The organism is Pseudodesulfovibrio sp. lm2024, from assembly GCF_051175575.1.
Lineage (GTDB): Bacteria > Desulfobacterota > Desulfovibrionia > Desulfovibrionales > Desulfovibrionaceae > Pseudodesulfovibrio > Pseudodesulfovibrio caledoniensis.
This window is the reverse complement of sequence record NZ_CP195092.1, coordinates 3,915,939-3,940,962: the sequence shown is the minus strand read 5'-3', so window position 1 is coordinate 3,940,962 and position 25,024 is coordinate 3,915,939. Positions and strand designations below refer to the sequence as shown.

Here is a 25,024-nt window from a genome sequence, read left to right as displayed (position 1 = left end):
GAGGGGAACCTTTCTCAAAAGGTTCCCCTCTCGCATCTTCGTTCCTACTCTTCTTTCTTCTTCTCGCGCAGCCGAATCCCGAGTTCGCGCAGCTGCTTGTTGGGGACCTCGGACGGGGCCTCGGTCATCAGGCAGGTGGCCTTCTGGGTCTTGGGGAAGGCGATGACGTCGCGGATGGACTTGGAGCCGGTCAGGATCATGATCAGGCGGTCCAGGCCGAACGCGATGCCGCCGTGGGGCGGCGCGCCGAACTTGAGCGCGTCCATGAGGAAGCCGAACTTCTCGCGCGCCTCTTCCTCCTGAATGCCCAGCGCGGCGAACATGGCCTGCTGCTGGTCCTCGGTGTGGATGCGGATGGAGCCGCCGCCGACCTCGTAGCCGTTCATGACCAGGTCGTAGGCGCGGGCGATGGCCTGGGCCGGGTCGTCCTTGAGAATCTGCATCTGTTCGGGTCGGGCCGAGGTGAAGGGATGGTGCCGGGCCACGAACCGCTTCTCGTCCGGGGCCCACTCGAGCAGCGGGAAGTCGGTGATCCAGACGGGCTTGAACTCGCCCTCCTTGATCAGGCCGAAGCGCTTGCCCAGCTCGCAGCGCAGGTTGCCGAGCGCGGCGTTGGCGATGTCCGCCGGACCGGCCTGGAAGAACAGGATGTCGCCGGGCTTGCAGCCGGAACGCTCACGCAGGGTGGCGATTTCGTCCTCGGAGAAGAACTTGACGATGGGGGACTGCCACTCGCCGTCCTCCTTGACCTTGATCCAGGCCAGACCCTTGGATCCGTAAATCTCGACGAACTTGGTGTACTCGTCGATCTCCTTGCGGGACAGCTCGGCCCCGCCGGGCACGACCATGACCTTGACCAGTTCGGAGGAGGCGAAGACCTTGAACCCGGAGTTCTTGAAAACGTCGGTGATGTCGATGTGCTTGAGCTCGAAGCGCAGGTCCGGCTTGTCCACGCCGTAGTCGCGCATGGCGTCGGCAAAGGTCATGCGCGGGAACTCGGCGGGCAGGTCCACGCCGATGGTCTCCTTGAAGAGCCGCTTGACCATGCCCTCGGCCATGTCCTGGATCAGCGATTCGTCCACAAAGGACATCTCGATGTCGATCTGGGTGAACTCGGGCTGGCGGTCGGCGCGCAGGTCCTCGTCGCGGAAGCATTTGACGATCTGGAAATAGCGGTCCATGCCCGAGACCATGAGCATCTGCTTGAACAGCTGCGGGGACTGGGGCAGGGCGTAGAACTCGCCCTGGTTGACCCGGCTGGGCACCAGGAAGTCGCGCGCGCCCTCGGGGGTGGACTTGGTCAGCACCGGGGTCTCGACCTCGAGGAAGCCCAGACCGTCCAGGTAGCGGCGAACCGACTGCGCGGCCTTGTTGCGGATCACGAAATTGCGGGCCAGGGACGGGCGCCTGAGGTCCAGAAAGCGGTACTTGAGGCGCAGGTTCTCACCCACCTCCACGCGGTCCTCGATGGGGAACGGCGGGGTCTCGGAGGTGTTCAGGAGTTTGTAGTCCGTGACCTCGATCTCGACTTCGCCGGTGACCATGTTCGGGTTGGCCATGCCTTCGGGGCGCGGACGGACCTTGCCCTTGATTGCGATCACGTACTCGGGACGGATGGCGTGGGCGCGCTCGTGCACGTCGGCGTTGTCCTCGGGGTTGAAGACCACCTGGGTCAGCCCCTCGCGGTCGCGCAGGTCCAGGAAGATCAGCCCGCCGTGGTCGCGGCGGAACTGGACCCAGCCCATGAGGCAGACTTCCTCGTCCATGTTGGCGGCGGTCAACTCGTTGTTGTGGTGCGTGCGCCGCCAGCCTGCCAGGTCTTCGATGACGCGGTACTCGTCGTAATCTCTTTCTAGTTCGGACATTCTCTCTCCGGTATCTCGTATTGTATGGCCTCCGGCGGCCCCTGCGGGGGCTTGCCTCCGGCGGCTTAAGAAACCTTTTGAAATAGGTTTCTTAAGGATCTTCCAAAACTTTTTGTCGCGCCTTCGGCGGGCGGGGCCGCCGTTTGAAGGCTTGGGTACACAACCTTGCGGCGAAGCCGCACACGGGATTCCAAAGGCCCTCGGCCTTTGGCCGCCGGAGGCGAAGTCACCCGACCCCGCCGCGCAGCGGCATCCAAATTTCTTTCTACAGACTCGCCAGGTACAGCTTCCGGTCCAGGGTTTCCTGTTCCCGGTCGCCGACCATGTCCTTGATGGTCACGGTCTGGTCGGCCAGTTCGCTGCCGCCCATGATCAGGCAGGTCCTGGCCCCGGACTTGTTGGCCGCGCGCATGCGCGACTTCATGGACCCGCCCGAGAAGCTGACCTCGCCGGTCAGCCCCTTTTCGCGCAGGGCCTGGGCAAAGAGCATGGCCTCGTTCGAGGCCTCCTGGTCGACCACGGCCAGGTAGAAATCCGGGGCGTCGGTCTGCATGTCGCCGAGGAGCAGGGCGAGCCGCTCCATGCCGCAGGCGAAGCCGGTGCCCGGGCAGTCCGGGCCGCCGAGGTTCTTGACCAGGCCGTCGTACCGGCCGCCGCCCGCCACTGCGGTCTGGGAGCCGATGTCATTGCTGGTCACCTCGAAGCAGGTGCGCACGTAGTAGTCCAGGCCGCGCACCATGCGGGGATTGAGCTCGTAAGGCACCTTGGCCCCGTCCAGGATGGCCCGGACGTCGGCGAAGTGGGTCTGGCAGTCCGGGCAGAGGTGGTCGGTGATGACCGGGGCGTCCTCGACCAGCGCCTTGCAGGTGGGCACCTTGCAGTCGAGCACGCGCAGCGGGTTGGTCTCCATGCGGCGCTGGCAGTCCTCGCAGAAATTCGCCTTGTCCTTGGACTTGTAATAGTCCACCAGGGCCTGCTTGTAGGCCGGGCGGCAGTCGTGGCAGCCCAGGGAGTTGATCTCGATGGTCAGCTTGGTCAGCCCGATGGCGTTGAGAAACGCCTTGAGCATGAGGATCAGCTCGGCGTCGGCCTGGGGCTCGTCCGCCCCGAATATCTCGGCGTCGATCTGGTGGAACTGGCGCTGGCGGCCCTTCTGCGGACGCTCGTACCGGAACATGGGCCCGAAAGTGAAGAATTTGGAAATGTTGCCCGGCTGATGAATCTTGGACTCGATGAACGCGCGGACCACGCCCGCCGTGGCTTCGGGGCGCATGGTCAGGGACCGGTCCTTGCGGTCCGGGAAGGTGAACATCTCCTTGCCGACCACGTCGGTGTCCTCGCCGATGGACTTCTGGAACAGCTCGGTCTTCTCCAGGATGGGCGTGCGCAGCTCGCCGAAACCGTAGCGCGAAAAGACCTCGCGGGCGCACTTTTCCATGAAGGTGTACTTGGCGGCCTCATCGGGAAAGAGGTCCGCGAATCCCTTTATTTTTTGTACTTTCGCCATGTCGCGTTCAATATCCTTAAATAGATGTAGGGTCGCTGGAACCGAATCTGGTTAGACCAAACCCGTATGATTGTCAAAAAGAGTGTGGTGCGGAATGCGGCGCGGGGTAGGAGTTCCGCCGAAGTCCCCCTTCGGTTCTTTTGATTTGACCTCGCGCGTCCAATACTCCACTCTCCGGGCCAGGGGGAATGCGCATGAAGACCGTTACGGCATGCACCATGGACTGCGGCGACGCCTGTTCGCTGCTGATCGACGCCGACAATAAAACCATCCGGGGCAACCCGAAACACCCGTTCACCAAGGGGTTCTGCTGCAAGAAGGGCGGCCGCTACTTCGAGCGGCTGGACGCGGACGAGCGCATCACCGAGCCGCTCATCCGGCGCGGCAACGGATTCGCGCCCGCAAGCTGGGACGAGGCCCTCGGCCTGATCGCCGAGAAGCTCGACGCGGCCAGGGCAGTGCCCGAGTCCATCCTGCACGTCCACGGCCACGGCTACCGGGGCATCCTGGGCACGGCCAGCACCCACTTTTTCGAGCGGCTGGGCGCGTCCACGACCTATGGCTGCGTGTGCGACGACACCGGCATCGAGGCGTGCCTGCGCGATTTCGGCGTGCTCAACCACAACGATCCCGAGGACATTCTCAACAGCGACCGGGTGGTCAACTGGGGCCGGGACCTGACCCGCTGTTCCGTGCACCAGCTGGCCCTGCTCCAGCGCGCCCGCAAGAACGGCACCGAGGTCCTGACCGTCTCGCCCGGCGGGGACGGCACGCCCGAGTTCTCGGACGTCAACGTCGTCATCCGGCCGGGCACGGACCGCTTCCTGGCCGCCGCCGTGCTCAAGCTCTTTCTGGAAGCGGGTGACCTCAACCCGTGGGTCCTGACCCGGACCGCCAACTGGCCCGCCCTGCGCGGGCTGGTGGACGGCCTGAAGTTCCGCGAGCTGTGCGCGGCCTGCGAGATCCCGCCCTCGGACGCGGAGATGGTCTACGAGTGGTACGCGGACCGGGGCAACGTGGCCACGGTCATCGGCTGGGGGCTGCAGCGCCACGTGTTCGGCGGCGAGAACGTCCGCTTCATCAACGCCGTGGCCATGGTCTCGGGCAACGTCGGCGTACGCGGCGGCGGCTCCTATTACAACATCTCCTCGGCCCGCAACTTCGGCTCCTGGGCGCACCTGATACAGGGCGGCGAAGCGCCCGGCGAACGGCGCAGGCTGCTCCTGCAGGATCTGGGCGCGGAGCTGCGCCGGGCCGATCCGCCGGTGGCGTTTGTCTGGATCGACGGCCACAACGTGGTCAACCAGGTGCCGGACTCGCTGGCCGTGGCCGACGCGCTGGCCGCGCCGTTCACCGTGGCGGTGGAAGGGTTCATGAACGACACGGCCATGCGGGCCGACGTCATCCTGCCGCCCGCCTTGATGTTCGAGCGCCTCGACGTGCTCGGTTCCTTCGTGCACAACTACGTCAACCTCTGCGCCCCGGCCGTGGCCCCGCGCGGACAGGCGCGGCCGGACTTCGACATCCTGGCCGACCTGGGCTCGCGGCTGCGCGATCCCATCCGCCTGCCGGACAAGGACGCCTGCCTGCGCGAGGGGCTCAAGCGCTCGAACGTGTCCCTGGACGAGTTGCGTGAAAACGGGTTCGCCAAGGTCAACCACCCCTACGTGGCCTTCGAGGACCTGGTCTTCGGCCACCTGGACGGGCTGTACCGTTTCCCCGAGGCGCTGCATGCCGAGCCCGAGCGGGACCCGGACTATCCCCTGCAGCTGCTGACCCTGGTGCGCGGGGAGTTCCTGCACTCGCAGATTCCCGAGAAAGAGCAGCGCGGCGTGCCCACAGTCTGGATTTCCAAGGCCAATCCGGCATATAGTGTCCTTGACCTGTCCGCGGACGTATATCTGGCCACCGACCTCGGGGCCATGCAGGTCCGGGTGCTGACCGTGGATGATCTGCACCCCCGGGCCGTGATCATGCGCCGGGACGGATGGATGAAATACGGCCACGGGGCCAACGCCATCATCCGGCCCATGAACACGGACATGGCCTTCGGCACGGCCTACTACAGCCAGACGTGCCGCCTGGAAAACCGCTAACTGAAAGGATATCCAATGAAAATGCTGAAGAAAATGCTGACCATCGCGTGCATGCTCGCCGTCCTGACCGTGGCCTTCGGGTGCAGCGAGGAAGGCCCCATGGAAAAGGCGGGCAAGAAGATCGACAAGGCCGCCCAGGAGGCGGGCCAGCAGATGGACAAGGCCGCCGAGGACGCGGGCGAGGCCGCCAAGAAGATCTTCGAATAGAGTTTCGACCGCGCGGACGGGGGCGTTCGCGCTTTGTCACGGCGTTGCCATGCGCTGCCGCTTGCCAACCGGTGGCCGGCAGGGTATTTAGGCACGTATGCAAGCACGTTCATCAAAGCCCCTGCCGTCGGCGCGGCGGGCGGCGCTCGAAGCCCTGTTCCGCTGTCTCATGAACCGGCAGGATATCCAGGCCGCCCTGGACGCGGCCCTGTCCTCCGGGGTGGACGATCCGCGCGACGTGGGCTTGGCCACGGAACTCAGCTACGGCTATCTTCGGCTCAAGGGGCGTATCGAGTACGTCCTGTCCCGGTTCCTCCAGGACCCGGGCAAGCTCAATCCCAAGATGCGGCTGGCCATGGGCGTGGCCGCCTACGAGATTTTGTTCCTGGACAAGATCCCGGCCTACGCCTCGGTGGACTGGGCCGTGGAGTTCTCCAAGTCCAAGCCGGGCGCGCGGCTGGCCGGGCTGTTCAACGCCGTGCTTCGCAGGGTGTCCGAGCTGGGCGAGGACGCCCACGACCCCGACTTTTTCCGCAAGGACGCCTCCCTGCCTGAATTCCTGTCGCGCTGGTACGCCTGCCCCCAGTGGCTGGTGGACCTGTGGTGGCGCGAATACGGGGAGAAGACGGCCATCGACTACCTCGAGGCGCAGATCAAACCCCCGGCGCTCGGCTTCAACCTCTTCGGCCATCCCGACGCGGATGAACTGTACACCGAGATCGCGGGCTGGCCCGAACTGATCGACATCGAGGGCATGAGCTTCGCCCTGCCCGCGGGCACCGCTTTCGAGGGCGAGCCCGACCCGCCCCTGGCCCGGCAGTCGTTCGCGGCGCGCCAGGCCCTGGAGGCGTTGGAGCCGGAGATCTGGAAGGGTCCGGTCTGGGACGCCTGCGCCGGACGCGGGGGCAAGACCCGCATCCTGCTGGAAAAGGGTCTGGACGTGTTCGCCTCGGACCCGCACCGTGGGCGGCTGGCCGCGCTCGAGCGCGAACTGCACGGGGTGGAGGTCTTCGAGGCCAATGCGGCCACGGCCGAGCCGCCGCGCACGCCCGGCACCGTCCTTCTGGACATGCCCTGCTCGGGGTTGGGCGTGCTCTCGCGCCGCCCGGACACCAAGTGGAAGCGCAAGCCCGCCGACCTGGGCGACCTGACCCTGCTGCAGCGGGAGATCCTGGACAACGCCCTGGCGCAGGTCAAACCCGGCGGGCGCATCGCGGTCATCACCTGCACCCTCAACCCCGAGGAGAACCAGGGGCTGGTCGCCCGGTTCATCGGGGACAATGACCGGGTGTCCGTGGAGCGCGAATGGACCACGCCGTCCGACTCGCCGCTGAACGAGTTCTTCTACGCAGCGTCCCTCTCCGTGAAATAATTCCAGGCGCGCGGCCCTGTCAGGGGCCGCGCGCCGTTTTCCGACTTTCGTCAGCCGCCGAGCTTGGCCCCCAGCCAGGTGGCCGGTGCAATGGGCTCGGGCACGCCCTCGCGGGCGTTCACGCCGCGCGCCTCGGCCAGCTTGTCCTGGTAGGTCTTCCAGCAGGCTTGGGCCAGGGAGGTGGACCCGGACAGGGGATAGGCCAGGGTGGCGGCCATTCGCGCGGACAACGCCTCGGACAGCAGGGCGTCGTACTTCTTGGGGTCGGTCTCGCGGCGCACGTAGGCGATGTACAGGGGAGCCTGTTCGTTGCACAGGACGACCCCGGACTGGATCTCCCAGTCCCGGACCTCCCCGCCGTCCGCGCCGGTGATGGCGATGATCCGCAAAAAGTCCGTGGGCAGGACGTAGCGCAACGCCCACTTCCACAGGGGGGCCACGGCCCCGGCGGCCAGTTCGGCCTGGGCCATGGCGCAGTTCCAGGGATGGGCGCGCAGGACCGCGTCGCGCACGGCGGGCCAGCGGTGGTTGCACAGCCCGGCGGCCTTGGAGTCGTCGCCCAGGGACATGATCGCGTCCTCTCCCAGGTCCAGCAGGGCGTTGTTGCAGATTTCTATCACACTCGTTGCCATATGCGTGTTCCTCGCTTCGCTAGGGTTTCGGGCATCCCGGCGGGCAAAGCGTACCACGCGTTTTCGCCGTGCCCCGCCTTTGTCGGCGAATGACAAGGAAAAGCGTCCGATCGGCAGGGAAAATCAACTTGACAGGGTTAGCGCGGTGCCCATTGCAGGAGGTGTCACCGTGTGTTGACAACCGTTTTCGGGTGTGGTTGCCTTCCCCCTCACGAAATATAATTGGCAGTGCCCGAGTAAAAAAGGATCATTCCTCGGGATTCACAGCCGACTCAACATATGTATCCAGATGACAGTATGCGCTACATGGAAGACGTCTCACTTATCGACATAGCCGGCGGCATCTCCACCGCCCTGGACTACATCTCTCCCACGGTCACCGGGCACCACCGCCGGGTGGGGCTGGCCTCCGCCGTTCTCGGCAACCGCGTGGGCATCAAGCCCTCCTCCCTGGTGGACTTGCTCCTGGCCGGGCTGCTGCACGATATCGGGGCGTTCTCCATGGACCTGGCCCTGGACGGCCTGAGCTTCGACGCCGACCTGGAGGAGCACGCCGTGGTCGGCTACCGGCTGCTCAAGGACCATCCCTTCCTGGAGCGCGCCTCGCGCATGGTCCTGTACCACCACACCAGCTGGCGCGACCTGCGGGTCATCCGCCAGGAGGGCGACCGCGAGACGCTGCTGCTGGCCAACATCCTCAATCTGGCCGACCGGGTGGACATCCTGCGCCGGATGGGCGCGCGCATGCGGGAGCACAGAGACGTGGAGCGGGCCGTGGCCGGGTTCACCTCGGACCTCTATGCCCCGGAGCTGACGGCCGCCTTCCGGGAACTGACCGAGGGCGGGCTGTTCTGGCCGCTGATGGAGAACACGGACCGGCCGGTCAGGGAGATGCTCTCCCAGGACCTTCTGGACGTGCGCATCACCCCGGACCAGCTCATCGATTTCTCCGGCTTCTTCACCCGGATCATCGACTTCCGGAGCCGCCACACGGCCACCCATTCGGCGGGGGTGGCCGAGACCGCGGTCCTGCTGGCCCGGCTGGCGGGCATGGACGAGAAGGAACAGAAGGCCATGCGGTTGGCCGGGAACCTGCACGACATCGGCAAGCTGGCCGTGCCCACCTCCCTGCTGGACAAGCAGAGCGCCCTGGACGAGGACGAGTACACCCGGATCAAGGACCACGCCACGGTCAGCGCCGAGGTCCTTCGGGCCATCCCGGGCCTGGGCGAGGTGGCCGACTGGGCGGCCCAGCACCACGAGCGCCTGAACGGCAAGGGATATCCCCTGGGACTGACGGAAAAGGAGCTCTCGCTGGGCTCCCGGATCATGCAGGTGGCGGACGTGCACACGGCCATCACCGAGGACCGTCCCTATCGCAAGGGCATGACCCGCGAGCGGACCGTGGCCGTGCTCCGCTCCATGGCGGACAGCGGCTTCCTGGACGTGGACATCGTCAACCTGGTCATCGAGAACCACGACCACCTGGACGCCGTCCGGACCATGGTCCAGAGCCGCGCCCTGGCCGAGTTCCGCCACTTCACCGAAGAAAACGGCTAGCCGTCCGGCCTACGCCTCTTCGAAAATCTTCCGGATTTCTTCCCGGTCCGAGGTCAGTCCCAGGGCGCACATGAGCCGGATACGGGCCTTGGGTCCGCCCAGCCTGCCGCACAGGATGACGCCCTTGGCGTGCAGGTCGGCCCCGCCGCCGGGATAGCCGTACACGGGCCAGACCCCGCCCTCGATGCAGCGGGTGGCCAGGACCACGGGCAGCCCCTTTTCCAGGCACGCCTCGATCCCCTCGACCATGGCCGGTGGCACGTTGCCCGCGCCGAACCCTTCGATGACAACCCCCCGAGCTCCTTCGCTTATTGCATGATCGAGAGGTTTCCGGTCAATTCCCGTATACGCGGTGATCAGCGGCACGTTGGGCTCGATGGCCGAGGGCGCGAACTTGCGCCTGGGGGTGGGGGTGGAACGGGGTCTGGCCAGGAGTACGGACTCCCCGGCCACGTAGCCGACCACTCCGGCCTCGCGGGACTCGAAGGCGTCCACGTTGAGCGAGTTGACCTTGACCGCCTCGCGGGCCGCGAAGATGCGGTCGGTCATCAGGATGCACGCGCCCACGCCCGGAGGCAGGGGGAGCAGGCAGGCGCGCACGGTGTTGGCCAGGTTGCGGATGCCGTCGTAACCCGCCTCGGAATAGTAGCGCATGGACCCGGTCAGGATGACCGGCTTGTCCGAGCGGACCACCAGGTCGCACATGTAGGCGGTCTCGGCCAGGGTGTCCGTGCCGTGCAGGACCACGGCCCCGAGCACGGACTTTCCCTCGAGCGCCGCCTCCACGTCGCGGGCCAGCCGGAACATGTCCTCCGGGGTCATGTGCGGGCTCGGCTTGTCCGACCAGAGCACGGGCCGCAAGGTCACGTCCGCCTCCTGGGGGGAGAGCTGGTTGAGCAGCCCGTCGAAGTTGCCGCCCGGGGCCACGCCTTCCTTGCCTTCCACCGGGGACATGCCGATGGTCCCGCCGGTGAAGAAAATCACTATTTCAGCCTGTTGTGTCATATTCATTCGCTCGTTGCGGTTGGTTGCCGTCTATTGCGGCCGGGCCGCTTTAAGGGCCTTGCGCAGCACGGATTCGTCCACGGCCCCGGTGATGCGCGGCTGTCCTTCGATTATGAAAGTGGGCAGGGCGGTCACCCCGGCCTCTTTGGCCTGTCTGGACCCGTCGGCCACGCGGGCCGCAAAGCGGTGGTCGGACAGGGCCGTCTTCAATCGCTCCGTGTCCAGGCCGGTGCGTCCGGCCACGTCCAGGACCATTTCGAGGTCCCCGATGTTGCGCCCCTCGGTGAATCCGGCCCGGAACATGCGGCCGTGGAAGTCGTGGTACCTGCCCGCGTCGCGCGCGAACTCGGCGGCCTCCAGGGCGAGCCGGGAGTTGAAGAGCATCTCGGCGCGGGCGAAGCGGATGCCGTAGGGTTCGCCGCGCTGGTTGCAGGTCTTGATCACGTTGTCCAGGTCGAAGCGGTCCACCAGGTCGTCCAGGGCCCGCCCTTCCGGCGGGGTCTCGGGATGCAGCTCGTGGGGCAGCCAGGTGTCGCGGATGTCGAAGTCCCGGCGCAACCGGTCGATGATGCCCGAGCCGATGAAGCAGAAGGGGCAGACGAAATCGGAAAAGATGGTCACGTTGATGGGCATGGGCGGTCCTTTGGCTCCGTTCAGCCCACACTCTACGGCCGGTTTTCGAAAAGTAAAGCGTTTTACCGGACCTTGGCCACGGCCAGCAGGTCCTTGCGCAGGCTGTCCAGGCGGGCTTCGTCCAGGAGCCGCTGCCCGTCCTGGGTGCGCACGTGGAAGACGTCGGCCGCGCGGCCCTTGATGGTCGTGATCATGGCCACGTGGATGGACAGCCCGTGGGCGGCCAGGGTGCGGGCCATGTCGAACAGGAAGCCGGTGCGGTCCGTGGCCGCCACCTCGATCACGGTGTAGAAGTCGCTGGCCTGGTTGTCGATGGTCACCAGCGGCCCCAGGCGCGGGCGTCCGCGTCCCCTGGTCAGGGGCGAGCGGCTACGCTCTTCCAGCCTTGCGGCCAGGTCCAGCTTGCCGACCATGGCGTAGCTCACGGACCGGCTGACCCGGGCCCAGACCTCTTCCGCATAGAGATTTTCGGGCGGCTCGCCCACGGTGAACACGTCCACGGCCGTGCCGTCCTTCCAACTGAAGATGTCGGCGGCCAGGATGTTCAGGCCGTGCAGGGACAGGGCTCCGGCAATGGTCGCGAACAGGCGGGGCTGGTCCACGGCGGCGATGGTCAGCTTGTAGGTGTTCTCGGCCCGGCCCGGCGCGGCCTCGATCAGGTTGACGCCCTTTCCGCCGATGGAGGACGGCTTGCGCATGCGGTCCTCGGCCACGGCCGCCCACAATTTCCTGACCAGCCGCACGTGCCCGGCGATGGCCTCGGGCGTCAGGGCCAGGAAGGCGCGCGGGGGCATGGCCCGCATGGCCGCGTCCACGAACTCCGGGTCCTGGTCGTGGGCTGCGGCGAGCACCGCCAGCTTGGCGTCGGCCAGCTTGCGGGCCGCGTCCGGCTCGGCCAGGGGGCCGTGGCGCAGCAGGTTGCGGACCTTGAAATACAGCTCGCCCAGCAGGGAGCGGGTCCAGGAGTTCCAGGCGCGCGGGCCGGTGGCCATGGAGTCGGCCGAGGACAGCAGGTGGAGCATGTCCAGCCGGGCCGTGTCCCCGACCACGGCGGCCACATCCGCCACCGTGCGCTCGTCCGACAGATCGCGCCGGGTAGCGGTCTTGGGCAGGAGCAGGTGGTGTTCCACCAGGAAGGCCACGTCCTTTATGACATCGGGAGCACGTCCGTAGCGGGTCAGGACCTCGCGGGCCATGGCCGCCCCGGCTCCGGAGTGGTCGGGCGCGCCCTTGCCCAGGTCGTGGAAGAATCCGGCCAGGACCAGCCGGGCAGGGTCGGCCACCTTGGCGGCCATCTCCCCGGTCCACTCGCCGTCGTTGCGCACAAAGTCCGAGAGCAGGGCCACGGTGGCCAGGGTGTGCCGCCCCACCGGGTGGACGTGGTAGTCGTTGAACTGGATGAGATGCTCCACCTCGGCGAACTCCGGGAACAGGGCGGGCAGCAGCCGGGTCTCCAGCAGCCCGTCCAGGGCGGTCCGGCAGTGCGGGGCCAGGAAGATTTCCACCAGGATGGACAGGGTCTCGCTCCGCCCGGCCAGCCCGGCCGCGAACCGGTCCGGGTCGCGCCGGACAATGCGCCGCGCGCCCCAGGTCAGGGGCAGGCCGATGCGCGCGGACTCCAGGAACGCGCCGAGCACGTTGTCCGGGGTGGCCGCCGCCTGGCGCTCGAAGCGGATGCCCCCCTGGCCGGCGGAAAGGTTGCGGATGGACAGTTCGGGCGGCGGCCCGGTGCGCACCGGGAAGGCTTCCTGGAACAGGGCCTCGCGCATGGCCTTGATCCGGGTCATGGCCTGGTGCAGCCGGGACAGGAAGAACTCCACGGCCAGGCCGGTGTCCTCGGGCGAGGCGGTGCGCGAGGCGAAGCCCATGAGCCGGGCCGTGGGCGGCTGGAGGTCGAAGAAGAGGCGGTCGGTCTTGCGCCCGGCGGCCAGGTGCAGGGCGGTGCGCACGCGGTTGAGGAACGCCTGGTCCTCGCGCAGCCGTGAGAGTTCCTCGGGCAGGAAGATGGGGTCGCGCTTGAGCGCCTTGAGCACCCGGGACAGCCAGGCCACCTGCTGGCCGTCGCGCAGACCGCCCAGCCCGTTCTTGAGTTCGGGTTCGAGCAGGGCCGAGGCGTCGCCGTACTGGGCGGCGCGGGCCTCGTTGTGCTCGCGCAGGGAGGCGGCGAAGGTTTCGCCGTACTTGTTCAGGACCTTGGCCGCAAAGGCGGACCGGAAGGTCTCGAAGACCTCGGCGTTCCCGGCCAGGGGGCGGGCGTCCATGAGCGAGGCCAGGACCTGGAAGTCTTTTCTGGCCAGGGACACGCAGTCGGCCACGGTGCGCACGCCGTGGCCCAGGTCCAGGCCGAGGTCCCACAGGGGAAAGAGCAGGGTCTTGATGAATGTTTCGACCCCGGACGGGATGCGGCGGTTGAAGAGCAGGAGCACGTCCACGTCCGAGCCGGGGCACAGCCGCCCCCGTCCGTAGCCGCCCACGGCGATGAGCGTGAAGGCGAAGCGTTGCGGCCCGGCCTCCCGGATGCGGCTCTCGAAATAGCGGTCCACCAGGTGGGTGTATTCCCAGGCGAAGCCGCCCACGGAACCGGCCTCGGCCCGGGCCCACAGGTCCGCCCTGGCCTGTTTCAGCCTGCGGGCGGATTCGGGGAGAAGGCTGTCCGGCTGCATGGGCGCTCCTGGGGTTGTCCGGCCTGTCGGGAAAAAGGCGGCCGGGAGCCTTTCCCGCTCCCGGCCGCCGCCGGCCCGTCCGGGCCGGAATATGCCCGGGCGATTGCTGGGACTCTCTCTGCTCGCAGGCCCGGATGGTTCCGGTCCGGGCGCGCCCGGACCGGAGTCGTTTTCGTCTGTGTTAGATGGCCTCTTCGCCGGTCTCGCCCGTGCGGATGCGCACGACCTCGTCCACGGTGGAGACGAATATCTTGCCGTCGCCCACCTCGCCGGTGCGCGCGGCCGCGCGGGCCGCCTCCACCACCTCGGCGGCGAAGTCGTCCTCGACCACGGCCTCGATCTTGATCTTGGGCACGAAGTCCACCTGGTACTCGGCGCCCCGGTACACTTCCTTGTGGCCGCCCTGGCGGCCGAATCCCTTGACTTCGCTGACGGTCATGCCCTTCACGCCGATGCCGGAAAGGGCGGTCTTGACCTCGTCGAGCTTGAACGTCCTGGTGATGATCTCGATTTTCTTCATGTCGCTGTCTCCTTGACTACCACTGATAGCCCGTCTCGGAATGCTCGGCAATGTCCATGCCCTTGTCCTGCTCCTCGTCGCTCGCCCGCAGGCCGATGGTGGCGTCCACCGCCTTGAAGATGACGAAGGTCATGACGAAGCAGAAGCCCCAGGTGGCCACCACGGAGACGAACTGGACCCACAGCTGGTGGGCGTTGCCCGCGATCAGCCCCTCGGCGTTGACCGTGGCCAGCAGGCCGGTGGCCAGGGCCCCGTAGGTGCCGCCCAGGCCGTGGATGCCGACCACGTCCAGGGCGTCGTCGTAGCCGAACTTGTTCTTGAGCATGATCCCGCCGTAACAGAGCACGCCCGCGCCCAGGCCGAGCACGATGGCCCACATGGGGGTGACGAACCCGGCCGCCGGGGTGATGGCGACCAGTCCGGCCACCGCGCCTGAGGCCGCGCCCAGGGTGGTGGCCTTGCCGCCGTGCATCCACTCGGCCACGATCCAGGACAGGGCGGCCGCTGCCGTGGCCATGTGCGTGGTCACGAACGCGTTGGCGGCCGCGCCGTCGGCGGCCAGGGCGGAACCGGCGTTGAAGCCGAACCAGCCGAACCAGAGGATGGCCGCGCCCAGGATGGTCATGGGCAGGTTGTGCGGGATGAACGCCGTGGAGCCGTGGCCCTTGCGTTTGCCGATGAGGATGGCGCAGCACAGGGCGGCCGCGCCCGAGCTCATGTGGACGACCGCGCCGCCCGCGAAGTCCAGCGCGCCCATCTGGCCCATCCAGCCGCCGCCCCAGACCCAGTGGCACATGGGGGCGTAGACCAGGATCAGCCACAGGGCCGAAAAGACCATGAACCCGCCGAACTTCATGCGCTCGGCGAACGCGCCGGTGATCAGCGCCGGGGTGATGACCGCGAACATGCACTGGAAGATCATGAAGGTCAGGTGGGGCAGGTTTTCGGCCGGAGACCCCGCGTTGGTCATGCCCACGCCCTTGAGAAAGAGGAAGTCGAGCCCGCCGATGAGCCCGCCGATGTCCGAGCCGAAAGACAGGGTATAGCCGATGACGGCCCAGAGCACGGACATGAGCCCGAGCATGATGAAGGACTGCATGATGGTTGCGAGAACGTTTTTCGAGCGGACCAGCCCGCCGTAAAACAGCGCCAGCCCGGGGGTCATGAACATGACCAGGGCAGCGCAGACCAGGATAAAAGCGTTGTCGGTGTAATTCATTGTTCAAACCTCCAGCCGGGCGGACATGCAAGACCGGGGCCAAGAGAAAACCACGGAATTTGGCCGGTATCTACACAAAAGTATTTTTTTGAGTTAACAAAACTGGCAATTCTGGCAAAAAATTGTCAAAATTGTAAATGTGCAAGGCGATATTTGTCGATTCCGCCGGAGCGGTTCGGGGTTGGGCCCGGTTTGACCGCGACAGGTCAAACCAGTAGGGTTTATTGAGGGAATTGTTAAGGGCACGTTACCTGGGGAGTGTGACGCATGACCATGAGGACCAAAAGCGCGTTGGTGGTGACCATCGGCCTGCTCCTGCTTTTTTCGGTGCTGGTTTCTTTCGACTACACGGACCGCTATGTCAGCGACCGCTTCTTCAAGGCGTTGCAGGGGGCCCCGGCCGCGACCGGCCGGGCCTATTCCCTGGACGCCTTCATGGAATACTATGACTGGGATTCCGTCTGCGTGGTCCTGCCCGGCGCGGACCATGACTTCTCCACCCTGTTCGGCCGCGACTACGAGCTCGCCCCCAGGAAGGAGGGCGGATGGAGCCTGGTCTTTCTCAAGGAGGGCGCGGTCAATGCGGAGATCACCGTGGACCCGGCCGTGCTCCGACCGTCCGCCGGGCCGACGGACGGCTGCTTCGACCGCTGGGCCGCCATCTTCTCCCTGCGCCGAGACGAGCAGGGCAAACTCCAGATGGCTTTTGCCGGGCACTAGATCATGTCGAACCACGCCCTGCACAACGCGGCCGAGGCCCTGAAAAAGGCGCGCTGCGCCATGGCTTTCACCGGCGCGGGCATTTCCGTGGAGTCGGGCATCCCGCCGTTTCGCGGACCGGGCGGCGTGTGGTCCAGGTACGACCCGGACAAGTTCGAGAAGGGGTATTTCAAGCGCCATCCCGAAGAGGTCTGGCCCCTGCTCAAGGAGATATTCTACGACATGTACGGCCGGGCCAAACCCAATCCGGCACACCTGGCCCTGGCCGAGCTGGAGGCCGCGGGCAGGCTCGTCGGCATCGTCACCCAGAACATCGACTCCCTGCACCAGGACGCGGGAAGCGAAGTGGTCCACGAGTACCACGGCTCCACCCGGCGCATGCAGTGTCTGTCCTGCCGGACCTTCTTCGACACCGAATCCATATCGCTGGATATCCTGCCCCCGCCCTGTCCGGCCTGCGGCGGACTGCTCAAGCCGGACTTCGTCTTCTTCGGCGAGGGCATCCCCGACGACGTACACCGGGCGGCCACGGACCTGGCCAAGCAGGCGGATGTCTGCCTGGTCATCGGCACGGGGGGCGAGGTCGTCCCGGCCGGACGCATCCCGGTCGTGGTCAAGCAGCACGGCGGCACGATCATCGAGATCAACCTGCGGGACACCTCGTACACCTACAACACCACCGATTACTTCCTCGAAGGCAAAGCCGGTACGCGCACCCCGGAGCTGGTCCGGGCCGTGCTGGGATAGGCCATGTCTATCCGATGGACCCAAGTATCCGAATTGGACAGGAGCCGCTAAGGCATACCCGTGTCACGGCGTTTCGGAGTTGTCTTGGGACAATGACCCCGGCAAATGCGATATGACCTTGTCCGGACACATTCCCCTGGCCGCGTCGAGGGCCTCCTGCGGCGTCGGTCGATCTATTCCGAACCAGTCCCCGCCGGAGGAGATGGCATCCTTGGGGAGAGGTATGACGTTGTCGCCGACTCTGATCGTGATAGTGTCGTTCGGGCAGGTCGCATAGACTTCCTTCAGGCTGCTTTTTGCCGTGTTCACCAGAACGAATGCTTCGTAGAAGATTTTAGTCACCCCGCCAGCCAGATGCTGTCTGCCTTTGCCGACGTGTATAGCCTGTACTTCCTCGCAAGACAGGTGAGCCTCGCATGGAGCGAAAGCCCAGACGCAAGTGGTCAGATACAGTATGGCGACAACGGCAAGCGTGAGTATCGGCTTATTCACTCCAATCCTCATATGTTATCGTATAGTAAATCAACACGTTGTCTGAACCTACCGCAATAAGATTGATGCGCCAGTCCACCGGGGGAGTCTGGTCTGTGGTCAGGGTGGTCGAGTTGCTCGTGAGTGGCATGCAGGCGATTTGTTCGGAATGACCTTGGTTACTGGTTAAATGGACACCGGAAGTGAGGCCGCCCGAGACACCTTCAAAAGAGATGTCGACTTGTCTTCCTCCGACAAAGGTCTCTATAGCAAAGCCTTCTACTGAACCGCTAATATATCGTGTTGGCTTTCGCAATGGGTGTTTCCTGATTTCGCACTTGCAGTTCGGATGCGGTCGTTCAGGCTCTTCCACGAACCGCTTTCCAGCGAGAGCCTTGCACTTCTTACATGCACTGGTTGCCGGGTGGACTGTCCAATAAGAATTGCTTTCAGGATCAACGTGTTCCTCTCGCCTGTCAGCGTCGGCTTTTTTGATCCCAGTCGGACCGGCGCTGGTGGCAATACCGACCATCCGCTTGGGCATGCCGTAAACCAACTGGTCATCTCCTATGTGCTGTACAGTCCTTTCAGACATCGTTGCTTCTCCTTGTCGATTGTCTTTGATGCGACAGTTGTCACTTACGAGAACGTATCACGGGTTTTCCTGGAAACCGGCTTTTGTCGGAGAATGTAGGGTAAAAACAGCTGATAGGCATAAAAAAGCAACTTGACAGGTTTCAGGAAATACCCGGTTGCCGCAAACGAAAAGCCCCCGCCTTGTTCGGCGAGGGCTATTCGTTCAGTATTGAAAGAGCGTCCCGGTCAGGACTGCATGCGGCCGATGAGTTCCTTGAGAGAGCCCGCCAGGGAGGACAAGCGGTCCAGGTCGGTGCGGGCTTCGCCCATGGCCTGGGCGGTCTCGCTGGAAATGGCGGTGATCTCCTCGGTGGCCCGGGTGACCTGTTCGCTGGTGGCCGACTGCTCCTCGGCGGCCGTGGCGATGGAGCGCACCTGGTCCGCAGTCAGGATTACGCTTTGCCGGATGTTCTCGATGGACTGCCCGGCGCGGTCGGCCAGGTCGGTGGATTCCTGGATGGAGGCCACGGCCCGTTCCGTGGCGGCCACGTTTTCGTGGGTGCCGGTGCGGATGGACTGGATGGCCGCGTCCACCTCCTTGGTGGCGGTCATGGTCTTTTCGGCCAGCTTGCGGACCTCGTCCGCGACCACGGCGAAGCCTCGCCCGGCCTCGCCCGCGCGGGCCGCCTCGATGGCCGCGTTGAGCGCCAGCAGGTTGGTCTGGTCCGCGATGTCGTCGATGACCTGCATGATCGCCCCGATGTCCTCGGTCTGCTGGTCGAGCTGGGCCATGGACTTCTTGAGGGCCTCGGACTGCACGCCCACGTCCTGGATGGCCTGGACCACCTGGTTGACCAGTCCGGCCCCCTCTTCGGCCAAGTCGCGCATGTTGTCCGCGTTGTTGGACGCGCTTCCGGCGTTCTGAGCCACCTCGAGCACAGTGGCGTTCATCTGCTCCATGGCCGTGGCCGTCTCGGTGGCCCGGTCGCGCTGGATGTCCGAGCCGTGGCTGGCCTCGTCCACCTTGCCCGACAGGGTGGCGGACGCCTCGTCCAGCTCCAGGGCGATGGCCTCGGCCTCGCGGGCGGTCTCGGCGATGAGCTCGTGCTGGTGCAGGGCCTCGGCCTCGCTCTTCTTGATCTCCGTGGTCTCGGTCAGGATGGTGAACGCGCCCACGATGTTCCCGTCCAGGTCCCGGATGGGCGAGGTGTCGACCAGCAGGTGGTAGGGGCGGCCCTTGCGGCCCGTGCCCTTGGTGGTCTGGCCCACGATGACCTTGCCCTTGCGCATGCACTGGCCGAGCAGGGTCGGCCGCGAGCGGTCGCCGTAGATGAACTCGGACATGTGCATGCCGATGAAATCGGACGGCTGGCCGTCGATCTGCAACAGGTCCAGCTCGGGCTGGTTCAGGAAGGTGATGATCTCGTCGGTGTCCGTCACCACGCACGGCTGGGTCAGGCTGGTCAGCAGCCCCTGGGACATGCCGAGTTTGGCCTTGAGCTCCGCGGTCATGTTCCTGACCGCGTCGATGGTCTCGCCGATGGCGTCCTCGGCCTGGTAGTCGATGGTCGCGGCGTAGTTGCCCGCCGCCGCTTCGAGGGTGTAGGCCGAGAGTTGGCGCAGCGGTTTGATCAGGATGCGGACCAGCAGGAAGCTGCCCAGCAGGGAGGCGATCACGCCCGCGACCACGATGGCTCCGGCCACCAGGAGAATCCGGCTCTCCACCGCGCTCAGGGCCTCGGGGGCCACGTTCAGTTCGCTCAGCGCGTTGTCCACGAGGTGGACGATGCCCCCGGCCAGGACCAGGGCGGTCAGGGCGACCATGGTCACCACGCCGAAGATGAGCTTGAAACGGAACGGAATCCTCTTGGAATCGAACATACCTCCTCCCTCCGGGATTGCCGGGCGGCACCCGCTGGGCCCGTCGGCCCGGGCCAATTCTCTAGATATTATTTAGATTCTCTACGGCGGCCGTACGATTCTGTCAACACGGACGGGGCGTTGCTCAGAAGGCCAGCGCCCCGATCCCGGCCCCGGCCAGGACCACCCAGAGGATGTCCACCTTCTTGCGCAGGCAGATGAACGCGGCCAGGGCGAAAACCGCCTGGGGGACGGTCCACTGGACGGACAGGCCGAAGCGTACGGCCACGGCGGCCATCAGGCCCACCAGGGAGATGAGGCTGCCCTTGAGCACCCGCCGGGCTATGGGCGAGCGGACCAGCCTGTCGGCAAAGGGAATGGCCGCGCACAGGACGATGAGCGAGGGCGAGAACACGGTCACGGCCGCGATGAGCGCGCCGAGCAGCCCGGCCACGGCATAGCCCACGAACGCCCCGGTCATGACGATGGGGCCGGGCGTGACCTGCCCGAGCGCGATGCCGTCCATGAACATGGGCTCGGTCAGCCAGCCGCGCACTTCGACCACCTCATGGAGCATGAGCGGCACGGACACGTACCCGCCGCCAAAGGCGAAGCAGTCGATCTTGACCATGAGCAGGCCGAGCCGGAACAGCTCGGGATCGACGGCGTACAGCGCGGCCAGGAAGAGGATCAGTGCCGTCAGGAGCAGCAGGGCGAAGCGCAGCGGCCCGCGTCCTGTGCCGTCCCGTGGTTCGGGCAGCCCGCGCCCGTCGTCGCGCAGCAGGACCACGGCCAGGGCGCAGACCACGGCCATGGCCAGGATGGGGTTGCCCTTGAGCCCGAGCCAGACGCCCGCCAGGCAGGCCAGGGCCATGTCGGCCATATTGTTCAGATAGCGCCGGGCGAAGTTGACCGCCGCGTGCAGGATCAGGGCGACGATGACCAGTTGCAGCCCGGTAAAGGCCGAGGTCACTACGGCCACGTCGCGGGCCGAGAAATAGAGCGCGGTCAGGCCGAGCATGAGCAGGAAGGCGGGCAGGCCGAACCCGGCGTAGGCGGCCAGGGCTCCCGGTCCGCCGCGCGCCCGCAGCCCCACGTAGGCGGCCATCTGCATGGCCGTGGCTCCGGGCAGCAGCTGGGTCAGGGACATGCCCAGCGAGAACGAGGCCTCGTCGACCCACTGCTTGCGTTCCACGGCCATGGCCCGGATGTACGGGACCATGGCCGGGCCCCCGAAGGCGGTCAGGCCGAGCCGGGTGAAGGCCAGGAAGATGCGCGTCAGGGAGGGGGCGTTCATGGCAGCCGCCTAGTCGCCGAAGGCGAGCCGTTCGATGATCACGTTGGACACGAGCATGCCGTTCTTGGTCAGCCTGAGCCTGCCGCCCGATATGCGCACCAGGTTCTCGCGGTGCAGGGCGCTGATGAGCTGCTCCTTCTTCTTGACCAGGTCGAAGCCGGTGCGCTTGCGGTATTCCTTGAGGTCCAGCCCCTTGCCCGTGCGCAGGGAGAGCATGACCATCTCCTCGAGCAGGACCTCGTCGGTCAGCTCCTCGTAGTCGCTGCCGACCAGCTCGCCCCGCACGTAGGCGTCGTACTCGTCCATGTAGCGCGGCACCGTGAACCGCCTGCGGCCCAGGGTGGACACGGCCGACGGCCCGAGCCCGAGGTAGTCGGACCCGTCCCAGTACCCGGAGTTGTGCACGGACACGAACCCCATGCGTGCGAAATTCGATACCTCGTAGTGCAGGTAGCCCACGGACTCCATGTACTCGGCCCCGTACACGAACATGCGCCCCTGCTCCTGGTCCAGGGGCAGGGTCAGGTCCCCGCCCTCCCCGCAGCGCCGGGCCATGACCGTGCCCTCCTCCAGGGTCAGGTTGTAGGCCGAGATGTGCTCGGGCCGCATCTCGGAGACGATGCGCAGCTGGTCGAGCCAGACCTTGAGCTTCTGGCCGGGTAGCCCCCAGATGAGGTCCACGCCGATGTTGCCGAACCCGGCCCGCCGGGCCTGGTCGAACGCCTGGTAGGCCATGGCCACCGAGTGCGGGCGGCCCATGACCTGCAGGTCCGCGTCCTTGAGGCTCTGCATGCCCAGCGACAGCCGGTTGAAGCCCATGGACAAAAGCCCCCGGAAATAGCTGACGTCCTGGGCCGAGTCCGGGTTGGCCTCGATGGTCGCCTCGATGCCCGGATTGAAGACGAACGCCTTGTTCAGGGCCTTCATGATCCGGTCGAGCTGGGCCAGGGGGATCAGGGACGGGGTGCCTCCGCCGAAATAGACCGTGCGCAGCCTCGGGCGGTTCAGCCGCCTCCCCCACAGCTCGATCTCCTTGAGCAGCAGGGAGACGTACCAGGCGAAGGTGGCCTGGTCGAAGGACTGGGAATGGAAGGAACAGTAGTGGCACCGCGAGCGGCAGAACGGCACGTGGATGTAGAGCAGCAGTCCCTTGCCGTGGTCCGCCTTCTGTACCGGCTTGGACCCGGCCTCGGGAAAGGCGGGGCGCACAGGGACGTATTCGCCGAAGATCCTGCCCACGCTCACCCCTCCCGGCGGCTGGCGAAGACCGCCAGCGCCCCGACGATGAGGTACAAAGCCACGACGAGCCCGATCAGGGCCATGGCGGGGGCGCTGGTCAGACCGGACCAGGCCAGGAGCAGGGCCCCGGCGGCCTCGTAGAGCATGAGCAGGGTGACGGCCCAGATGGAGATGGCCCGCCCGGCCTGGGCGAACCGGGCGATGATCGCGTAGACCATGAGGGCCAGGATGCCGATACCCCAGGCCTCGGCCGAGCCCCGGGCCAGCCCGTTGACGATCACGGCCACGGCCTTGAGCAGCAGGAAGCCGACGAGCGCGTGCTTGCGCGTGAACAGGAAGGCGAGAAGCGCGCGCATGGCCTAGCCCAGCAGCTCCCGCTTGTACCGCTCGTTCTCGCTGTACAGGCAGCCGCAGTATTGCTGGCGGTAGATTTCCCACTTCTTGGAGGTCTCGATGCCCTCTTTCCAGCCCTCGCGGAAGTCGTGGTACAGGAATTTCGTCTTGGCCGACTCCAGGTCCCGGCCCAGGGCCGCGATCTCATCGTGCTTCTGGTACTTGGAATAGAGCAGGGTGGTGGTGAAAAAGTCGAATCCGCCCCGCTTGGCGATCTGCGCGGTGCGCTCCAAACGCATGGCGTAGCAGTGGAAACAGCGGTTGTTCTCGCGGTGGGCCACGGCCCGGAACCACTCCTGGGGCCGGTACTCGTCATCCTTGACGATGACCTTCACGCCGAGCTTCTCGGCCACGGCCAGACAGCCGTCCCGCCGCTTCGCGTATTCCGTGAGGGGATGGATGTTCGGGTTGTAGAACAGCCCCGTGATCTCATGGCCCTGCGCCAGCAGCGTCTTGAGCGTGGTGATGGAGCACGGGCCACAACAGATATGCAGCAAGAGTTTCGTCATTTGGCCGCAGTTTGAGCCCATTTCAGGCTGTTTGTAAAGGGAACCGGCCCGAGCCGAGCCGGGCGCACGCCTTCGCCAAGGAACCGTTTCTTTGCCATGGCGTTGTAAAGCTGTCCGACAGAAAACGCGCTTTCTTTTACATAGTTAGTATAGTACAGATGCGGAAAATATTATATTTCAGGAGGATATACAAGCGGACCGGTTTTTGCTATTATTGCAGTCCCCCGCAGGATAACCCGTGCGGGGGGCCGACGCAAAGACACCGGAGCATTCACATGAAGTACGCATATATTCTCTTGAGCCTGCTGGCGCTGATCCTCGCGGCCTCCCCCGCCCGGGCGGCCTATATCGACCTCGGCGTGGCCGGGGACTACAACGCGTTCATCCTGGGCGACTATACCAGCGACAGCAGCGACACCCAGGGCAATCTGGCCGTCGGGGGCAACGCGACGATGTCCAATTACCGCATCGGCGGCTCCGTGGTGGTGGGCAAAGATCTCACCATGACCAACGGCAGCATCGGCGGTAACGCGGTGGTAGGCGGCTCAGCCAGCCTGACACGGGGTAGAGCCGGACGCAGCACAGTCCCCGGCAATGCCACGCTGCCGTTCGATTTCGGTGCCCAGGCGGCCTATCTCAAGAACCTGTCGCTTGCCCTGAGCGGAACCGGCGCCAACGGCACGGTGGACAGCACGCCCTGGGGCGCCATCTCGCTGAGCGGCGACAACACATCCGGGCTCCAGGTCTTCAACCTCGACGCCGCCGATCTCCTGAACGCCAACACGTTGTCCATCGACCAGATTGCAGACGGCGCGACCATACTGATCAACGTCAATGGGGCGACCGCCGGGTTGGTCAACATGGGCATGGACGCGCTCATGCCCTACAGCGACAAGGTCCTGTTCAATTTTTACAATGCCGAAGATCTGATACTGGACAGCGTCGGGATCAAGGGCTCGATCCTCGCCCCGGGGGCCGACGTTGCCGGCCGGTGGGGCGGCTGGGGCCATATCGACGGGACCCTCATCGCCTCGTCCTATAACGCGCACATCGAGCAGCACGACGTCCCCTTTGACGGCGGCACGCCGGTTCCCGAGCCGGGCACCTTCCTGATCACGGGGCTCGGCCTCCTGGGCATGGTCGGTTTCCTGCGCCGGAGCAGGCGGCGGAACAAGGCGTAAGCGAAAACCCCGGACCACGTCCGGGGCTTTTTTTCGCCCGGAAACCGACTCCCCGCGGGCCGGTCCGGTTCCCCTTTTCTCCTTTCCTCCCCCATGGTAGCCTGTGTAAAACCAAGCAAGGAAAGGATTTCGCATGGCACGATACACCGGCATCAACCATCTGGCCATGGTCACCGGCGACATGGACGGGACCATCCGCTTCTGGCGCGACCTGCTCGGCATGCGGTTGGTGGTCGGCCTGGGCCGACCCGGCTACCGCCACTATTTCTTCGAGATCGCGGAAAACGACATGATCGCCTTTTTCGAATGGGACGGCGTGGAGCCGCTGGACGAGAAGGACCACGGCTTTCCGGTCAAGGGCAAGGTGGCCTTCGACCACATCTCCTTCGGCGTTGCGGGCGAGGACGACCTGTGGGAGATCAAGGACAAGCTCGAGGCCGCGGACGTGTGGTGCTCCGAGGTGGTGGACCACGGGTTCATCCACTCCATCTACGCCTTTGACCCGAACAACATCCCCATCGAGTTCAGCGCCGAGGTGCCCGGCGTGGACCTGCGCAGGACCCCGGTCATGACCGACTCCAAGCCCAGCCCGGAGGCCCGCAAGGGGTCCGAGCCCCGGCCCGGTGTCTGGCCCGAGGTGACCGCGCCCACGCCGGACGAGGACAAGGCCGTGTACGAGGGCGAGGGCCACAAGATCGTCGAGGCCCTGGAAAGGCTCAAGCGCGGGGAGTAGCCGGGGAACCCCGGGTTTT

General features: G+C 65.7%; 23 protein-coding genes. 8 read left to right on the top strand and 15 right to left on the bottom strand.

From position 1 onward, the window contains the following. Window positions 1-44: 44 nt before the first annotated feature. Both aspS and hisS read right to left on the bottom strand, forming a co-directional pair. Entirely contained in the window at window positions 45-1,865 is a 1,821-nt protein-coding gene (aspS, locus tag ACR42D_RS18355; RefSeq protein ID WP_484568232.1) for an aspartate--tRNA ligase, read from the bottom strand. Window positions 1,866-2,130: 265 nt separating this feature from the next. Then, window positions 2,131-3,372, bottom strand: a complete 1,242-nt coding sequence (gene hisS / locus ACR42D_RS18350) for a histidine--tRNA ligase (protein ID WP_484568231.1) — start codon at window positions 3,370-3,372, stop codon at window positions 2,131-2,133. A gap of 194 nt (window positions 3,373-3,566) precedes the next feature. Here hisS and ACR42D_RS18345 point away from each other — a divergent pair, with 194 nt between their 5' ends. The 3 genes from ACR42D_RS18345 (at window position 3,567) to ACR42D_RS18335 (ending at window position 7,047) form a co-directional block, all read left to right on the top strand. Further along, on the top strand, window positions 3,567-5,468 hold the full coding sequence (locus ACR42D_RS18345; RefSeq protein ID WP_484568230.1) for a molybdopterin-dependent oxidoreductase: 1,902 nt from the start codon (window positions 3,567-3,569) through the stop codon (window positions 5,466-5,468). 15 nt (window positions 5,469-5,483) lie between these two features. Next, window positions 5,484-5,675, top strand: coding sequence for a hypothetical protein (locus ACR42D_RS18340; RefSeq protein ID WP_484568229.1), 192 nt, complete (start codon window positions 5,484-5,486; stop codon window positions 5,673-5,675). A 97-nt stretch (window positions 5,676-5,772) separates the two neighbouring features. Then, window positions 5,773-7,047, top strand: coding sequence for a transcription antitermination factor NusB (locus ACR42D_RS18335; RefSeq protein ID WP_484568228.1), 1,275 nt, complete (start codon window positions 5,773-5,775; stop codon window positions 7,045-7,047). A 50-nt stretch (window positions 7,048-7,097) separates the two neighbouring features. On the opposite strand, the gene ACR42D_RS18330 is transcribed toward ACR42D_RS18335, so the two are convergent. After that, window positions 7,098-7,679: a phage connector family protein gene (locus ACR42D_RS18330; protein ID WP_484568227.1), complete on the bottom strand. Its 582-nt coding sequence runs from the start codon at window positions 7,677-7,679 to the stop codon at window positions 7,098-7,100. A 297-nt stretch (window positions 7,680-7,976) separates the two neighbouring features. Here ACR42D_RS18330 and ACR42D_RS18325 point away from each other — a divergent pair, with 297 nt between their 5' ends. Then, window positions 7,977-9,239 (top strand): HD-GYP domain-containing protein, encoded by a 1,263-nt coding sequence (locus tag ACR42D_RS18325; protein WP_484568226.1) that lies wholly within the window; start codon window positions 7,977-7,979, stop codon window positions 9,237-9,239. 9 nt (window positions 9,240-9,248) lie between these two features. Here ACR42D_RS18325 and ACR42D_RS18320 read toward each other — a convergent pair whose 3' ends face one another. From ACR42D_RS18320 to ACR42D_RS18300, 5 genes are all read right to left on the bottom strand, one after another. Beyond that, entirely contained in the window at window positions 9,249-10,244 is a 996-nt protein-coding gene (locus ACR42D_RS18320) for an asparaginase (RefSeq protein ID WP_484568225.1), read from the bottom strand. Between the two features lie 30 nt (window positions 10,245-10,274). Next, window positions 10,275-10,877, bottom strand: coding sequence for a DsbA family oxidoreductase (locus ACR42D_RS18315; protein ID WP_484568224.1), 603 nt, complete (start codon window positions 10,875-10,877; stop codon window positions 10,275-10,277). A 62-nt stretch (window positions 10,878-10,939) separates the two neighbouring features. Then, window positions 10,940-13,540 (bottom strand): [protein-PII] uridylyltransferase, encoded by a 2,601-nt coding sequence (glnD, locus tag ACR42D_RS18310; protein ID WP_484568223.1) that lies wholly within the window; start codon window positions 13,538-13,540, stop codon window positions 10,940-10,942. 181 nt (window positions 13,541-13,721) lie between these two features. Next, a complete protein-coding gene (locus ACR42D_RS18305; RefSeq protein WP_484568222.1) occupies window positions 13,722-14,060 on the bottom strand; it encodes a P-II family nitrogen regulator in 339 nt (112 codons plus the stop codon). 16 nt (window positions 14,061-14,076) lie between these two features. After that, entirely contained in the window at window positions 14,077-15,279 is a 1,203-nt protein-coding gene (locus ACR42D_RS18300; protein WP_484568221.1) for an ammonium transporter, read from the bottom strand. A 267-nt stretch (window positions 15,280-15,546) separates the two neighbouring features. On the opposite strand from ACR42D_RS18300, the gene ACR42D_RS18295 reads away from it, so the two are divergent. Together ACR42D_RS18295 and ACR42D_RS18290 are read left to right on the top strand one after the other, a co-directional pair. Further along, complete coding sequence (locus tag ACR42D_RS18295) at window positions 15,547-15,999, top strand: hypothetical protein (protein WP_484568220.1); 453 nt, start codon at window positions 15,547-15,549, stop codon at window positions 15,997-15,999. Between the two features lie 3 nt (window positions 16,000-16,002). Further along, on the top strand, window positions 16,003-16,746 hold the full coding sequence (locus ACR42D_RS18290) for an SIR2 family NAD-dependent protein deacylase (protein ID WP_484568219.1): 744 nt from the start codon (window positions 16,003-16,005) through the stop codon (window positions 16,744-16,746). Window positions 16,747-16,809: 63 nt separating this feature from the next. Here the strand turns inward: ACR42D_RS18290 and ACR42D_RS18285 are convergent, their stop codons facing one another. From ACR42D_RS18285 to ACR42D_RS18255, 7 genes are all read right to left on the bottom strand, one after another. After that, window positions 16,810-17,250, bottom strand: a complete 441-nt coding sequence (locus ACR42D_RS18285; RefSeq protein ID WP_484568218.1) for a hypothetical protein — start codon at window positions 17,248-17,250, stop codon at window positions 16,810-16,812. Further along, window positions 17,231-17,812, bottom strand: a complete 582-nt coding sequence (locus ACR42D_RS18280; protein WP_484568217.1) for a hypothetical protein — start codon at window positions 17,810-17,812, stop codon at window positions 17,231-17,233. Before ACR42D_RS18280 ends, ACR42D_RS18285 begins: the two co-directional genes overlap by 20 nt. A gap of 227 nt (window positions 17,813-18,039) precedes the next feature. After that, window positions 18,040-19,674 (bottom strand): methyl-accepting chemotaxis protein, encoded by a 1,635-nt coding sequence (locus ACR42D_RS18275; protein WP_484568216.1) that lies wholly within the window; start codon window positions 19,672-19,674, stop codon window positions 18,040-18,042. 124 nt (window positions 19,675-19,798) lie between these two features. Beyond that, complete coding sequence (gene chrA / locus ACR42D_RS18270; protein ID WP_484568215.1) at window positions 19,799-20,950, bottom strand: chromate efflux transporter; 1,152 nt, start codon at window positions 20,948-20,950, stop codon at window positions 19,799-19,801. A 9-nt stretch (window positions 20,951-20,959) separates the two neighbouring features. Continuing rightward, window positions 20,960-22,189, bottom strand: a complete 1,230-nt coding sequence (hemW, locus tag ACR42D_RS18265; RefSeq protein ID WP_484568214.1) for a radical SAM family heme chaperone HemW — start codon at window positions 22,187-22,189, stop codon at window positions 20,960-20,962. A gap of 2 nt (window positions 22,190-22,191) precedes the next feature. Continuing rightward, window positions 22,192-22,545, bottom strand: a complete 354-nt coding sequence (locus ACR42D_RS18260) for a hypothetical protein (protein ID WP_484568213.1) — start codon at window positions 22,543-22,545, stop codon at window positions 22,192-22,194. Window positions 22,546-22,548: 3 nt separating this feature from the next. Then, window positions 22,549-23,091 carry an epoxyqueuosine reductase QueH gene (locus ACR42D_RS18255; protein ID WP_484568212.1) on the bottom strand — a complete coding sequence of 181 codons (543 nt, stop codon included), beginning with the start codon at window positions 23,089-23,091 and terminating at the stop codon, window positions 22,549-22,551. Window positions 23,092-23,366: 275 nt separating this feature from the next. On the opposite strand from ACR42D_RS18255, the gene ACR42D_RS18250 reads away from it, so the two are divergent. Both ACR42D_RS18250 and ACR42D_RS18245 read left to right on the top strand, forming a co-directional pair. Then, on the top strand, window positions 23,367-24,272 hold the full coding sequence (locus ACR42D_RS18250; protein ID WP_484568211.1) for a choice-of-anchor A family protein: 906 nt from the start codon (window positions 23,367-23,369) through the stop codon (window positions 24,270-24,272). A 133-nt stretch (window positions 24,273-24,405) separates the two neighbouring features. After that, on the top strand, window positions 24,406-25,005 hold the full coding sequence (locus ACR42D_RS18245) for a VOC family protein (RefSeq protein WP_484568210.1): 600 nt from the start codon (window positions 24,406-24,408) through the stop codon (window positions 25,003-25,005). Window positions 25,006-25,024 lie beyond the last annotated feature (19 nt).